Raw genomic sequence first — 14638 nt, 5'->3', positions numbered from 1 at the left:
GTGCGGGTCACGGTAACGGGCACGAATGACGCGCCTGTCATCGACCAGGCGAACAGCGCAATCAGCGGCGGCGTGACCGAGGGGTTCGAGACGACGTTCACCCAAGGGCGTCTGGTCGCAACAGATCCCGACGCCGGTGGAACCGTAGCCTGGACGGGCGGTGGCAACGGGCTCTACGGAACCTTTGCGATCCTGTCAGATGGATCGTGGACGTATCTGCTGGACAATGTGCGTGCCGAAGTGCTGTCCCAAGGCGCAGTCGTCACGGAAACATTCACGGCAACTGTCACGGACAATCTTGGCCAAAGCCTGACGCAAGAGGTTTGGATCAACATCACCGGTACCAACGATGCACCGGTTATCAGCAAGACCATTATCGCCGAAGTCACCCAGAACACGGCATTTTCCGGCGCGATTGTGGCAACGGACGCTGACAGCAGCGGGAAATTGACCTTTGCCGCGGCCGCGGGCAGCGGGCCGTCCAATGGCGCCCTGACGCTGAACGCCGACGGCACCTACAACTACACACCGAACACCAATTTTCAGGGACTCGACAGCTTCGGCTTTACCGTGAGAGACACAGATGGTGGTGTGACATCAGGCTCCGTGACTGTGGAAGTCGAAAGCGCACCGGTGATGACACCGGGTGGCGCCGTGGCCTCCGTCGAGATCAGCACCCTGGCCACGGCGACCGCGCCGGCAGGCAACCTCGCGATCAAGGCAAGCCCGCCCGATGCCACATCAGTCAACCTCGTTTTTGCGTTGGATGGATCGGGCAGCATTGGCTCGACAGGGTGGGCGCAGCAGGCATTCAGTGTCGCCACGGCCTTGCAGCAACTTGCCTCGCAGTTTTCCGGCTCTGCAACCTCGGTCGATGTTCAGATTGTGACCTTCGCCACGGACGTTCAGGTCACCCAGACCTACAACTTGCTGGATCCTGATTTGCCGGGCGATGTGATTGCTTTGCCCTATCCTGGCGGGTTCACGCGTTGGGATCTGGCGTTTGACGCGGCAGAGACCTTCTTTGACAACCAGCCTTCGTCTGAGACGAACTTCCTTTTGTTCATCACGGATGGCCGCCCGACCGGTGGCGCCTGGGTTTCCGCGTTGGACTCGTTGCGCAACGGCGGATCAATCGGATACGGCGTGACGATCGAAGTCTACGGGATCGGCACCGCGATCGATTTGAATACGCTCAGCCTGGTGGATGCGACGCCAACGCTGCTCAGCGCACCCAGCGAATTGTCTGGCGCGTTGTCCGGATCGGCGATCTTCAATCCCATCTTGATCGATTTCGAACTGACGCTGACGAGCGATGGCGTGGATCACGGCGTGATTGCCAACAAAGCCAGCTCGGGCGTTGTAAACACTGGGTTAAACTACGACCTCGCCATGGCTGAGATCAACGGGATCGAAACTCTGTTGGGTATGGAAAACCGCTTCAGCGTCACCGTGCGTTTTGACCTTGATGGCAATATGAACACAGCAGAGATCGTGTTGTTCTCCACCGAACGCCTGAGCGCTTCGACCGTTGCCGAAGTGCTGACCGGCCTGAACGACAGCGACCTTCTATTGGGCGGTGAAATGGGCGATCTGATCAATGGTGCCGGTGGGAATGATGTGATCTTGGGCTTTGGCGGAGACGATACGATTGATGGCGGCCTCGGGTCTGACATTATGCTGGCGGGGGACGGTGATGATATCCTTGTGCTATCCAATGCGCCTGGCGCGGACATCGATCGCCTGGACGGTGGTGCAGGCACTGACACCTTGCTCATCGACATCGGCAATGCGCCGGGGACGGATCTGATGCCCAGCCTGCAACTGAGCGGCATCGAAGCGATTGATATGGCGAATGGCCTTGCGAATTCGCTTGAGCTTAGCCTTGCCGATATCCTTAACATGTCGGACACCGGACATGTCGAACTGAACAGCCTGCTGGGGGCCGATTTGACTGGGAGCATGGTCATTCTGGGTGAGGCCCTCATCGATACGCTGACCCTTGCCGCTGGCGGGACAGGTCAATTCCGCGCGGCGACAACAGCCGCCGTCAAGGACAGCGATGGCAACATGCTCAACATCTACGAATATGTCGACGGCGGCAATGTCCTGGCGACATTAGGCATTGATGACGATGTGGTTGTGGATATGCCGGTCGCCTAACAGACTGGGGTATCCTTAAGCATCCGCCGGGCCACGCGGCAACACTACAGCGCCTGCGGAACACCAGTAGATGCAGATCGCGTGGATGATCGCACATAATTCGCCGGGCTTGAGTATCCGTCTTGATCAAGCGATTTTTTTGGACCCAAATTTGGTCAGCTTTGACGAGTGCATTTGCGGTTTCGATCAACTTCCTCATGGCTGCGACGATAGCAACTTTTGCCGGTTTTCCGGCATCACGCAGCGCGGTATATTTTGCCTTTAGATCAGGGTTGAAGCGGATTGCGGCTAGAGCTGGCACGTAGATTACATTGTATCCCGTCACGGGAGTCTGTTGCGCAAATCAGCTGACGGACATGGCTCCGCTTTCCCCAGACGGATTTAGGGCGTGCAGAAATGAAGCTCGACACGGTCTTCGTGGGTATGTCGGACCCAGAGCACCTCATATTGCGTCGGGTCCAGCCCTGCGAAGGCCAGACGCTCGAACCCGTCCATGACCTCGACCTGCTGTTCCTCTGTCAGGGCGTCGGTGGCCGCAAAGCTGATCACGCCCGCGCGGTAGGTCCACTGGTGGCGGCTGGCGTCGATCTGAGCCTCGGTGCGGTCGGGGTTGCCGCGCAGGACCTCCGGCAACGGCTCCCGTGTGACTGTCATCGGTTGGCCGTTTGCATCGCGGATCAGGTCGCGGTTGTCGTCGTAGGCCAGCACCTTGTCCGCCACGATGTAGCCGACCGGACCAGCACCCGAGCCTTTGCCGTTGCGAAAGAACTTTAACAACATCGGCGCGCAGCCTCGACGATCTGGGCAAGTTGGCGCTCGATGGTTAGTAGGCGGCGTGCAACGGTCAGCGCGTCGAGATCAACGCGGCCCGCGAGCATCGCGCGGTTCAGCCAGCGGGCGATCTGGTTGAGGTTGCCGCCGATGCGCCCGACGGCCAGCACCAGCGCCGGATTAACGCGGGGGATGGGATTGCGGCGGCGGGCCTCAGTCAGGCCAAGCGCCTCGCGAAGCAAGGTCGCAGCGGGCAGGCCAGCGGCCTCGGCCTTGGCGCGCAACTGGGCCTTCTCTGCCACTGTGCACCGGAAGACGAACGTCTCGGTCAGCGGCTCTTTGGTGTGGGCTTTTCCCGCGCCGGTGGGGTTCGAAGGGGAGGCTTGCCGCCCCTCGTAAGGTCCCATGTCAGCAGCGCCAGCGTATGACATGGGTCGCCTTGCTGTTTGCTCTTCTGTCGGATCGGTTGCGGTCATGATCACAACCCTGCAGCATGAATTTGGACCTCCGTCACCACCTTCGACGCCAGCAAAGCCGTGACTTGGGTCGGCGTGATGTGTTTGCACATCGGGCTGCGGTCGCTGATCCAGCAAGCCAGCCGCGCATGGTGATCGGCGCTTGCAGTTTGGGCTTTCTCTCGCTTGGCGCGGATATCCTCGATGTATCCTTGCCAGCGCCGCGTCTGAAACCAGTTGTCGGAAAAGCAGATCTTGGAGCGGGTGAAACCAGCGCTGTCGGTTGCGTAGGCTTGGACCGTCAGCAGCAGTTCCTCCGGCCCGATCCCGTCCTTCATGGCCTCTTCGATCTGGGCAATGCAGGCCGCTTTGCTGCGCAAACGGTCGGGCGGATAGGCTGCCAAAATCTTCTCGGCTTCTTCATCCGCAGCCGCCTCGCGCCTGCGCGTAGGTGGTTTATGGATGGTTTTAGGATGGTTTGGGGGCCGTGGTGGCCCCGGTACCCCGTCCAGTCTGGCCCCCGTCTCAATCTCAGGCTCAAGCGTAGGGTCCAGCGCCTCAACCTTGGTCAGATCGATCCGGTAGCCGACGGTGAAACCGCTCTTGCAGGTGCGCGCGCCGGTCTCGATCAGGATGCCTTCTTTCAGGAATTCGCGGACGGTTCGCTTGACTGTGGTCTCTCCCAGCTCCGTGTACCGCTGGATTGTGCCCTTGGAACACCAGATGCCGGAGCCATCGTCGCTCGCCTTATCTGCCAAGAACATGATGATCTGCTTGCGCGTTGCGCTGTCAAACTTTCGTTCCGCGCATGTGTTTGCGACCCGCCAGCTCATTGGAGGGCCCCAAAGTGCGCAAGGACGTGCGAATTTTGTACAAGTTTTGTACGAGATTTCCGCCGTTTCTGCAGAATTCGGCCCGAAAGCTCACGGGAGTTTCTGCACGCTACTGCACAAAGCTCTGTAAATTAGCCATATTTTTCAGGAGTTTTTGGTGACCCCGATTGGATTCGAACCAATAACCTGCCCCTTAGGAGGGGGGCTGCTTAATCCAGGCATTCAGGATAAGGTATCGCGCTCTTAGTATTTCCAAGAAGATGAGGCAAAGCTGCGGCTGCGGAGCAGTGCCCTTAGCTTTCAGCAATTCAGTCTTAAATGGATAAATTGAAAGTAGTTAAGCATTATTCAAAATTGAGTCGACAGGATCATCCATGCAATCAATCTTCGCCTCTCAACTCCCGCCATCGCGCTTGAGACTCTACATACAATTTAGCATGGTGCGAATCGTGGTATTCTCTAAATAATCGTAATTATTACATATTATCAATGATCTATAGGGATTATATTGCGGACTTCGTCTCCGCCATAAACCTTATTTTTTTGCATTTGAATCAGTGATTTAAGGGTTAATGGTGATTTTACATCCCCCATTTTGACCGCCATTTCGGATTTAGTGGTTTGGCAAGGCGCTGAACGAGGCGATCCGCCGGTTCGGCAAGCCGGAGATCATGAACTCGGACCAGGGCAGCCAGTTCACGTCCATCGACTTCATCAAGGCGCTAAGGGACGCGGGCATCCAGATCAGCATGGACGGGAAAGGGGCATGGCGCGACAATGTCTTTGTCGAGCGCTTGTGGCGCAGCATCAAATACGAGGAAGTCTACCTGTGCGCCTACGACAGCGTCTCGATCGCCAGAGCAAGCCTGGCCTGCTACCTGACATCCTACAACACAAGGAGACCACATTCATCGCTGGACGGGCAGACGCCCGATCAGGCATATCAGATCAAGCCGCAACCAATCCCGGTCGCGGCGTAACCGAGCGGGAAATCCACTTAGGAAGCTGCTCAAAACTGTTCAAACGAACCGATCCACCTCTCTGCAGACTATGCCCGCAGGCCACCGCACTGCTGCAAGGCGCTTAATGCACTTATTCTCAGTGTTGAAATGCTGCTTCACACCTTCTGGAGGCAAGGCTACCGAAAGTTGTTGCCAATGGTCAGGGCTCCCAGCTTCTCTCAAGTTCAGACAGCTCATTCGACCAACGCTCTGACTCACATAGACTTCCCGTCAATGGTGGTCATGTAAACACTTTCCAACGATAACAACCGCTGCGGTGGCTTTAACCTCTCCATCCGAAAATTTTGATCCACACAAGAAATCGACTGAGTGCCTCCGAATATATATCCGTTGCTTACCAGTTTTTTGTAGTCCGAGTAATGATCGTTAAGCAAAACTACGTCTCAGCATACCAAGACGGTATTGAATAAAAGCGAACCGTTTGCAAAGCTGGTTTTGCTGCGACTTCCGCCAAGGACCCTTCTACTTACCGGCCAGAACACACCTGTTTGTTGTTACTTCTATCTTGCCGAGATAGCGTTGTATCGAAAACCAAGTCAGGAGTTACCATGGCTGCCGCTCCCCATCTCTTTCAACCTTTCGAACTGCGTGGTCTCAGGGCCCGCAACCGCGTGGTGATTTCACCGATGTGCCAATATTCGGCCCATGAGGGACATATGGACGATTGGCATGTGGTGCATCTGGGTCGGTTCGCGATAGGCGGCGCGGGCATTGTCTTCACTGAGGCTACAGCGGTCCAGAAATCTGGGCGGATCACCCATGGATGTCCCGGCCTTTGGGCAGATAGTCAGATACCCGTCCATGCCCGTATCGCTGAGTTTTCCCTGCGCAATGGGGCGATTCCTGCAATCCAGTTGTCTCACGCAGGCCGCAAAAGTGGCATGCAGAGACCGTGGTTTGGGAACGGGCCCTTATCGGAGGCTGACTTTGCCCGTGGAGACATGCCTTGGACCCCTGTTGGCCCTTCTGAGATACCGGTCGCGGAAGGCTGGCCGATGCCACACGCACTGTCGGAGCAAGATATCGACGATCTCATTGCGGACTTCGTATCGGCTACAAAGCGTGCGCTGGTGGCCGGGTATAAAATAGCCGAAGTGCATGGCGCACATGGCTATCTAATTCACAGTTTTCTGTCGCCTTTGTCCAACAAAAGGACCGACAAGTACGGTGGTGATTTATTAGGACGAATGCGGCTTGCGCTTGAGGTGACCGAAGCGGTGCGTGCTGTTTGGCCTAGCGATCTGCCGCTGTTCTTTCGCACCTCGGCTGTCGATGGCACACTCGAAGGGTGGAGCCTTGATGATACTGTAGTCCTTTCCGCAGAACTCAAACGCATCGGCGTTGACGTGATGGATTGCTCGTCAAGTGGGATCGCCGGATCGGCAACGGCGAGTGTCCCAAATAAACGCCAACCGGGTTTTCAGGTCAGCTATGCAGAACGGGTGCGCAAGGACGTCGATATGGCAACAATGGCCGTCGGCTTGATCACACATCCTCAGCAAGCTGAAGCCATTTTGGCACAAGGTCAGGCTGACCTGATCGCGATTGGCCGCGAAGCCTTGGTCGATCCGATGTGGGCACTGCATGCAGCCCAAACACTGGGGGCGGACCCCAGTTTTGTGTCTTGGCCGGAGCAATCTGGATGGTGGTTGGCCGCACGTGCAAAGACGTCTGATTTTTACAAACCCTAGCCTACGCGAAGGCGTCACAATGGCACCAATAAATTTATGCACAACGTCAAACGCCCAAATGGGTATGCTCAGCATCACCGACGCTACGCGTTGATCCAGTTTGTGCATCAACAGAATACTGAATTACGGCGGCCAAGGAAATGCTGACCTCAAGCCTGAACCTATATCGCGCGCTTTGGGATCGGCAAACGCCGGGGCTTCAGGGCATCTTACTGATGATCATCGCAACAGTGGCGTTTTCGATCATGCATGGACTGGTCCGCTTTGTATCTGAGGTGCTGCCGCCGTTTCAGATCGCCTTTTTTCGTAACGTGTTCGGACTGGCGTTTTTGCTACCTCTCCTGATGCGCTCACGCTTTGCGATATTGCGCACGCAAAAGATTGGCCTCCATGTGTTGCGCGGGGTGATCAACATCGCGGCAATGTTGATGTTCTTTACCGCACTTTCAATCTCACCTCTGGCAAAAGTAACCGCGCTCAGCTTCACGGCCCCTATTTTTATGGCCATCCTCGCGGTACTTGTATTGGGCGAACGGTTTCGCATCTACCGTTGGCTGGCCATCTTATTCGGTTTCGCGGGCATGTTGATTATCTTGAGGCCTGGCATCGTAGCCATCGAAACCGGTGCCCTATTGGTAACTGCCGCGGCGGCGCTCTGGGCTGTGGCGATGATCATCATCAAGATTCTGTCGCGTACTGAATCCAGCCTGACCATCGTGGCTTACATGGGTATTTTTCTTGGCCTCTTTTCAGTCATTCCAGCGCTTTGGGTGTGGCAGCCATTTGGATTTGAAACACTGTGCTGGATGGTCCTGATCGGACTTTTCGGGACAATTGCGCAAATGACTTTAAGCCAAGCATTGAAGGAAACCGATCCAACAGCCCTGATGCCGTTCGATTTCCTCAAGCTCATCTGGACGGCAATCATTGGCGCGTGGTTTTTTGCAGAAATTCCCGATGTATTTACATTAATCGGCGCGGCCGTGATCTTTTCATCCGGCCTTTTCATTGCTTACCGAGAACGACAAACCGAACAAACCATTGTGTCGCCAGAAGCAGGTGGGCAACATTAGCACAAGTTGAGCGGGCCAACATCGCGGGGGAGAACGATCCATGACGCACGATCCTGTTGATGTCTTGATCATAGGTGCAGGCGCTTCCGGAGCGGCGGTGGCTTGGAGCCTCGCCGACACCCGGATGCGGATACTATGCCTTGTGCAAGGCGGCATCCCTAATCAGCGTACCTTCCCAACGACAGGCCGAGACTGGGAAGCACGGCGCTTGGGCGATTTCGCGCTTAGCCCCAATGCACGCGGCTTGCCCGAAGACTATCCCGTCAATGACGACGCCTCGCCAATCAAAGTGACAAATTTCAACGGTGCGGGCGGGGGAACTGTTTTATATGCGGCACATTTCCCGCGCCTCCATCCATCCGACTTTTGTGTCCGCACCCTCGATGGTGTCGCGGAGGATTGGCCGGTGGACTATCAAATGCTGGAGCCCTTTTTCGCCGAAAACGACCGTATGATGGGGGTTTCCGGGCTTGCCGGTGATCCTGCATATCCTGCTGGAAAAACCCCGCCAATGCCCCGAGCACCCATGGGGCGGTCCGGGCGCAAGATGGCAGAAGGCTTTAACGCGCACGGCTGGCATTGGTGGCCTTGCGATCTGGCCATTGCGACCGAAGACTACGAGGGACGAGTCAAATGCATCAACCTGGGGGCCTGCATCAGTGGCTGTGCGCAGGGGGCCAAGGGGTCGGTTGATCTTACCTACTGGCCACAGGCCTTGCGCAAAGGCGTGGAGCTGCGCACCCGCTGTCGTGTGCGCGAGATCACTGTGGATGACAAAGGAATGGCGACGGGCGCGATCTACTATGATGCGGCCGGAGAGGAACAGTTCCAGGCAGCACATGTTGTGATCATGGCAAGTAACGGCATCGGCACACCGCGGCTTTTATTGAATTCGACCTCGAAACGCTTTCCTGACGGGTTGGCCAACAGCAGCGGATTGGTGGGCAAGAACCTAATGTTCCACCCCTATGCCAGCATTCAGGGTGTTTTTGACGAGGCGCTGGACGGGCATAATGGGCCGCACAAAAGCATCATGAGCCAGCAATTCTATGAAACCGATCCGACGCGCAGGTTTATGCGCGGATATACGTTCGAAACTTCACGAGGGATGGGGCCTGTGGGCACGGCTCTTGCAGGCATGACCTGGGGGAAGATCCCTTGGGGTACGGATCACCACAGTGCGTTTCGCGCGCTTCAGGATCGGGTGACCAGCCTGTTTGCGATCTGCGAAGATCTGCCTGAAGAGCACAACTGCGTGACGCTGGACCCGACCCAGACCGACAGCAACGGCATCCCCGCGCCCCACATCACCTATACCATAAGCGAGAACAGCAAACAGATGATGGCGCATGCCATCGAGCGCGGTACCGAAGTGATGCAGGCCGCCGGAGCAAAAGAGGTGATCACAGAGTCCCCCATTCCTTTGGCGGGCTGGCACCTGCTTGGTACAGCGCGCATGGGGTCTGATCCAGCACGATCAGTCGTGAATGAATGGGGCCGCTCACACGACGTGCGCAACCTGTTCATCGTCGACGGCAGCATATTCGTCACCAGCGGGGCTGCAAACCCAACCAGTACGTTGCAGGCTCTGGCGCTTTATATTGCCGACCAGATGAAGCAACGTCTGGCAAATCTGTTTGACTAAGGGAGCGATGGAATGAAGGAACACGCCTTTACCCGGGACGAGCAAGCGGCCCTCAAAGCGTTGGTGGCGCAGATCATTCCTGCATCCGGGACATTCAACCAACCGGGGGCGGACGATCCTGAAATCCTGTGTGATATCCTGACCAGCGGGGCCAGTTTGCACCCGCGCCTTGCTGCGGCACTGGCGTATCTGTCAGACGGAACACCTGTCGATGCCGCAAAGGCAGAAGAATTCCGACGGAGCTTTCGCGTTGAAGCAGAGCTAATCCAGACCCTTACAGTCCAGTGCTACTATCGCAACACGCGGGTTATGAGCGCCCTGAACATTGATGTGCGCGCCCCCTACCCTGCGGGCTATACACAAGAAACCAACGACCTCTCTTTGCTTGATCCGGTCCGTGAACGCGGCGAGATTTACCGGAAAACCCCCCAAGCACATCGATCCAAATGAAAGCCTGAAGCACATGAAAATATCCGCTGACCGCCTGACCGCTCTCGCGACCTCCATTCTCAGCCACGCCAGTGGCACACCTGATGCGGCAGCCAAGGTGGCGACGCGCCTGGTCAGTGCAAATCTGACAGGCCATGACAGTCACGGGGTCGGAATGATCCCCGCTTATGTCGAAGGGATTTTGGCTGGGCAGTTAATCCCCGATGGGAAAGCAAAGATCGTTCAAGACAAAGGACCATTTGTATTGGTGGACGGCGCGCATGGCTTTGGCCATATCGTCGCTGAGCAAGCGATGGAAATCGCAATTGAACGCGCACGGGCCAGCCATTTTGCCGTGCTGTCGCTGCGCAACAGCTTTCACCTCGGGCGTCTAGGGGATTGGGGGGCCATGGCGGCAGAGGCTGGTTTCATCTGCATCCTATACGCCAACGTGCAGTCATCACGCCCTATCGTGGCCCCCTTTGGCGGCAGCGACGCGCGCTTTGTCACCAACCCCTACTGTACCGCGATACCGGCTACCGACAAACACCCGATGTTCCTGTTGGACATGGCCACCAGCACTATCGCAATGGGCAAGGCGCGTGTAGCTCACCTCAGCGGCAAACAGGTGCCTGAGGGGTCGGTGATCGACGCAAAGGGCAATCCGACCACCGACCCTTCAGTCATGTTTGATGACGCAGGCGGGTCCCTCACGACTTTCGGACAGCACAAAGGGTTTGGCTTGGCCCTGCTGGGCGACATTCTGGGCGGATCGTTCAGTGGCGGTGGCGCTTATCTGCCAGAGCGGGAAGTCGAGGCGAACATCACCAACAACATGATGGCGATCCTGATTGATCCGGACGTTTTCGGCACGGCAGAGGCGTTCGGCATCGACGTTGACAAATATACCGATTGGGTGAAAGCCTCCCTTCCGGCCCCCGGTTTTGATGCGGTGCAATTGCCTGGTGATCCCGAACGCCGCAGCGCGCAGGAGCGCAAAGCCAACGGCATCTTTGTTGATGCAGGCACGTTGGCGCAACTAATGGAAGCGGCGCAAAGCGCAGGTGTTCCGCAGGAAGAGATTGACGCGTTTACCTCAGAGGCTTGATGAGATTTTGCCCGGTCGCATCACTTGCCAAGCTGATTGCAGAAGCCGAAAGTAGGTCTACCACCAAAACGGAGAGCAGTTGATCACAATGCAGACCGACATTCTTGAAAACTTTCGCGACATCCTTGGTGCGACAGGTGTCCTGAGCGGCACAGATGTGCATCCGGGCTATCACACCGACCCCCGCGGTGTCGGGGATGTGAAACCTGACGTGGTCCTAAGACCCACCTCCACCGCAGAGCTGTCGCAGATTATGGCGATCTGTCACGCCGCCACCCAACCCGTCGTTGTTCAGGGCGGGCTGACCGGATTGGTCGTGGGCGCAATACCCCAACACGGCGAGATTGTGATCTCGCTTGAACGTATGAACAAGGTCGAGAGCATTGATCCAAAGGCGGGCACAATCACAGTTCAGGCGGGCACGGCGCTGCAAGTGGTGCAAGAGGCCGCCGATGCCCATGACATGGTCTATCCGCTTGATTTAGGGTCACGGGGTTCGTGCAGTATTGGCGGAAATCTCGCCACGAATGCAGGCGGCAACAGGGTGATCCGCTATGGCATGACACGCGATCTGACCTTGGGGGTTGAGGCGGTTCTGGCTGACGGCACCATCGTCAACAGCCTGAACGGCTATATCAAAAACAACACCGGCTACGACCTCAAGCAACTGTTCATCGGCAGCGAGGGCACCTTGGGCCTGATCACCCGCGCGACGTTGCGGCTGTTCCCCAAGCCAAAGACGCAGGTGGTCGCCTTCTGTGCAGCTGATAGCTTTGATGCGGTGTCTGACCTGATGAGCCACATGCGATCTGCCCTTGGTGCGGACCTCAGCGCGTTTGAGGTGATTTGGGCCAAGACGTATGACGCAATCCTATCGGATGTGGCTGGGGTGAAAGCACCAGTTGCGGTGGGCCACCCTTTTTACGTTCTGATCGAAATGATGGGCTCTGATCCGGCGGGGGATACTGAGAAGTTTGAGACCTCTCTGGCGCAGGCGCTTGAACGAGACATGATCGTTGACGCAGTCCTGTCGCGCTCCACTGCTGAGATAAATGCGTTCTGGGAAGTGCGCGACGGCATGGCGCATGCCATGGGCAAGCAACAGCCTGCCGTTGGGTTCGATATCAGCCTGTCCATTCCTGACATGAAAACCATCGAAGAAGTCTTGTTGACCCGTTTACAAAACGCCTTGGGCGATGTCCGTTTGTATATTGGCGGGCATCTGGCGGATGGGAACCTGCATCTGGTCGCGAAAGCCGTGGGTGATGAGCCGCAGCCCAAAGGCCAAATCCAAGAGATCGTCTATGGTTGGGTGGGCGAAGTTGGCGGCTCAATCTCGGCTGAACACGGGATTGGCACGCTGAAGCGCGCCTATCTGGGGCAAAGTCGAAATTCGGCAGAACTGGCCCTCATGCGCACGTTAAAGCAAGCGATGGATCCCAAGAATATCCTTAATCCTGGTCGTGTTTTTAGTATGCAGGGCAATCATTTATAATAGTTCAGCAAAGGAACCAATCCCATGCACTTTGATGTCACGACCCTGTTTCGCACTCATTTGCCGCGCCTGAAAAGGCACCCTTCAAAGCCTTTCCAGCCTTTAATTTCGTTGGTGGTCATAACGATCCGGCCGGTGTTCCTGTTGAGGCCCTGACAGCCGCGGCGACCAAGGTGATCGCACGTGAGGGTGCCACACTGGCTACTTATGGGCTGAACAGCGGGCCACAAGGGTATCGCCCCCTTCGTGAGTTCATTGCTTCCTGGATGGCCGACAGTGCCGATATGCAAGACAGCGCAGATGATATTTTGATCACCTCGGGTTCTTTGCAAGCACTTGATTTGGTGAACCAGTTGTTAGTGGGACCGAATGATGTAGTTATTGCCGAAGAAGCCACCTATGGCGGCGCGCTGACACGGTTGGCTAAGCTAGGCGTATCCTATCTGGGGGTCCGACTTGACGACGACGGGATAGACCCGACACATCTGGCTGAGTTGCTGGAAAATCAGCGACGTGCAGGCAAGCCGGTCAAGTTCATCTACACCATTCCGACCGTTCAGAACCCAACAGGCAGCGTGATGCCGGTGGAGCGCCGCCGACAGTTGCTTGATCTCGCGGCACGCTACAACTGCCTGATTTTCGAAGACCATTGCTATGCCGATCTGGTGTGGTCCGGCATGCGGCCGCCATCTATCCGCGCCCTAGATGCCGCGGCCGCACAAGCGGAAGGGCGGCCCAATCGCGTTATCTATTGCGGCTCCTTCTCCAAATCCGTCGCACCAGCTTTGCGCATCGGGTTTATCATGGCTGACTGGCCGATCCTCGCACAAATCTTGCCGTTGAAAACGGATGCGGGCACTGGGGCGCTTGACCAGATGGTCTTGGCAGAGTTCTGCAAACACCACTTCACGGATCATATCATGCGCCTTCGTGCCCTACTCAAAGCGAAGTGTGATGTGACCATACAGGCGCTTGAAGAACACTTTGGTACGGCTGCAGAATTCACGCCACCGCTGGGCGGCATTTTCATTTGGGTCACATTGCCTGACGGCGTAGACACTAAGCATCTTGAAGTGGAGGCTCTCAAGAAGGGCGTCGCCATCAACCCAGGTGCCGAATGGGCCGTCGATGGCGCGCAAAATCACCGTCGCATGCGTCTGTGTTTTGGTAATCCGAAGGAAGCCGAAATTCGCGAAGGGATTGCTCGTCTCGCAGCGGTTTGCCATCGCGAATTTGGGGTCCCAGCGCGCATTTCAAACATCGAACAGTCTTAAATCGACATATGGGGGCAAGATAAATGAGTGATTTAGAAGGGCGCATCGCGCTAGTGACGGGCTCCACGACGGGCCTGGGGCGTTCCATGGCCGTCAAGCTGGCGGAACGCGGTGCAGACGTCATCATCAACTATTCCCGGTCAGTAGTTGAGGCTGAAGAGGCTGCCGACCTTTGTCGTGCAGCCGGATCGCAAGTTGAGGTGGTGAAGGCGAATGTCGCTGACCCTATGGGTTGCCAGACCTTGGCCGAGGCAGCAGGGCGGCGGGGACGATTAGATATTCTGGCGAACAATGCCGGCATCACACGACATGCGCGCGACCATTCTGACCTGAATGTGCTGACAAAAGACGATTTCATGGAGACCTATGAGGTAAACGTGGTGGGCCCCTATCTGATGCTACAGGCCACCAAGGCGTTGCTTGTCGCGGCACACGAAACTACCGGACGGGCCAGCGCGGTGCTGAACACATCATCGATTGCGGGGATCAAAGGTATCGGATCATCGGTCGCCTATGCCGCGACCAAAGGCGCTTTGAATACAATGACGGTATCTCTAGCGCGGGCACTGGCCCCGGCTATCCGTGTGAATGCAATTTGTCCGGGCTTTATTGGAACGCGCTGGTTCCGGTGTTTGTCAAAGGTGTTGTCCGCCGATTTCATGCGGCGTCTCTGATTTCA

Annotated in this window: 11 protein-coding genes and 2 pseudogenes; 10 read left to right on the top strand and 3 right to left on the bottom strand. The window is 56.6% G+C overall.

Annotated elements, in window-relative coordinates; all coding sequences use genetic code 11:
- The coding region (locus tag V7730_RS16805) for a VCBS domain-containing protein (RefSeq protein ID WP_335748749.1) at positions 1-2163 on the top strand (2163 nt) is incomplete at its 5' end.
- A gap of 381 nt (positions 2164-2544) precedes the next feature.
- Here the strand turns inward: V7730_RS16805 and V7730_RS16795 are convergent.
- The 3 genes from V7730_RS16795 to V7730_RS16785 are packed head-to-tail and all read right to left on the bottom strand — an operon-like array spanning position 2545 to position 4222.
- On the bottom strand, positions 2545-2943 hold the full coding sequence (locus V7730_RS16795) for a hypothetical protein (RefSeq protein WP_335748748.1): 399 nt from the start codon (positions 2941-2943) through the stop codon (positions 2545-2547).
- The gene (locus V7730_RS16790; protein WP_335748747.1) at positions 2934-3410 is read right to left on the bottom strand and encodes a plasmid mobilization protein; all 477 of its coding nucleotides are present in this window, start codon (positions 3408-3410) and stop codon (positions 2934-2936) included. Before V7730_RS16790 ends, V7730_RS16795 begins: the two co-directional genes overlap by 10 nt.
- A 2-nt stretch (positions 3411-3412) precedes the next feature.
- Entirely contained in the window at positions 3413-4222 is an 810-nt protein-coding gene (locus tag V7730_RS16785; RefSeq protein WP_335748746.1) for a hypothetical protein, read from the bottom strand.
- Between the two features lie 626 nt (positions 4223-4848).
- Here V7730_RS16785 and V7730_RS16780 point away from each other — a divergent pair.
- From V7730_RS16780 to V7730_RS16740, 9 genes and pseudogenes are all read left to right on the top strand, one after another.
- Positions 4849-5202 (top strand): annotated as a pseudogene (locus V7730_RS16780) (transposase); the annotation flags it as partial.
- A gap of 590 nt (positions 5203-5792) precedes the next feature.
- Entirely contained in the window at positions 5793-6935 is a 1143-nt protein-coding gene (locus tag V7730_RS16775; protein ID WP_335748745.1) for an NADH:flavin oxidoreductase/NADH oxidase, read from the top strand.
- 140 nt (positions 6936-7075) lie between these two features.
- Complete coding sequence (locus tag V7730_RS16770) at positions 7076-8008, top strand: DMT family transporter (RefSeq protein ID WP_335748744.1); 933 nt, start codon at positions 7076-7078, stop codon at positions 8006-8008.
- 40 nt (positions 8009-8048) lie between these two features.
- A complete protein-coding gene (locus tag V7730_RS16765) occupies positions 8049-9653 on the top strand; it encodes a GMC family oxidoreductase (protein WP_335748743.1) in 1605 nt (534 codons plus the stop codon).
- Between the two features lie 12 nt (positions 9654-9665).
- Positions 9666-10103, top strand: a complete 438-nt coding sequence (locus tag V7730_RS16760) for a hypothetical protein (protein ID WP_335748742.1) — start codon at positions 9666-9668, stop codon at positions 10101-10103.
- 13 nt (positions 10104-10116) lie between these two features.
- A complete protein-coding gene (locus V7730_RS16755) occupies positions 10117-11190 on the top strand; it encodes a malate/lactate/ureidoglycolate dehydrogenase (protein WP_335748741.1) in 1074 nt (357 codons plus the stop codon).
- An 88-nt stretch (positions 11191-11278) separates the two neighbouring features.
- Positions 11279-12685: an FAD-binding oxidoreductase gene (locus V7730_RS16750; protein WP_335748740.1), complete on the top strand. Its 1407-nt coding sequence runs from the start codon at positions 11279-11281 to the stop codon at positions 12683-12685.
- Between the two features lie 134 nt (positions 12686-12819).
- Positions 12820-13959, top strand: a pseudogene (locus V7730_RS16745) (aminotransferase-like domain-containing protein); the annotation flags it as partial.
- Positions 13960-13982: 23 nt separating this feature from the next.
- Positions 13983-14633: an SDR family NAD(P)-dependent oxidoreductase gene (locus tag V7730_RS16740; RefSeq protein ID WP_335748739.1), complete on the top strand. Its 651-nt coding sequence runs from the start codon at positions 13983-13985 to the stop codon at positions 14631-14633.
- The last annotated feature ends 5 nt before the right edge of the window (positions 14634-14638 follow it).

Source organism: Sulfitobacter sp. (genome assembly GCF_036961165.1).
GTDB lineage: Bacteria > Pseudomonadota > Alphaproteobacteria > Rhodobacterales > Rhodobacteraceae > Sulfitobacter.
Note: the sequence above shows the minus strand (reverse complement) of the source record. Positions and strands in the feature narration are given on the sequence as shown.

Excerpts from the sequence above, each read along its gene's own strand:
- V7730_RS16795 (WP_335748748.1), bottom strand. The coding sequence starts at position 2,943 with ATGTTGTTAAAGTTCTTTCGCAACGGCAAAGGCTCGGGTGCTGGTCCG.
- V7730_RS16790 (WP_335748747.1), bottom strand. The coding sequence starts at position 3,410 with ATGACCGCAACCGATCCGACAGAAGAGCAAACAGCAAGGCGACCCATG.
- V7730_RS16785 (WP_335748746.1), bottom strand. The coding sequence starts at position 4,222 with ATGAGCTGGCGGGTCGCAAACACATGCGCGGAACGAAAGTTTGACAGC.
- V7730_RS16775 (WP_335748745.1), top strand. The coding sequence starts at position 5,793 with ATGGCTGCCGCTCCCCATCTCTTTCAACCTTTCGAACTGCGTGGTCTC.
- V7730_RS16770 (WP_335748744.1), top strand. The coding sequence starts at position 7,076 with ATGCTGACCTCAAGCCTGAACCTATATCGCGCGCTTTGGGATCGGCAA.
- V7730_RS16765 (WP_335748743.1), top strand. The coding sequence starts at position 8,049 with ATGACGCACGATCCTGTTGATGTCTTGATCATAGGTGCAGGCGCTTCC.
- V7730_RS16760 (WP_335748742.1), top strand. The coding sequence starts at position 9,666 with ATGAAGGAACACGCCTTTACCCGGGACGAGCAAGCGGCCCTCAAAGCG.
- V7730_RS16755 (WP_335748741.1), top strand. The coding sequence starts at position 10,117 with ATGAAAATATCCGCTGACCGCCTGACCGCTCTCGCGACCTCCATTCTC.
- V7730_RS16750 (WP_335748740.1), top strand. The coding sequence starts at position 11,279 with ATGCAGACCGACATTCTTGAAAACTTTCGCGACATCCTTGGTGCGACA.
- V7730_RS16740 (WP_335748739.1), top strand. The coding sequence starts at position 13,983 with ATGAGTGATTTAGAAGGGCGCATCGCGCTAGTGACGGGCTCCACGACG.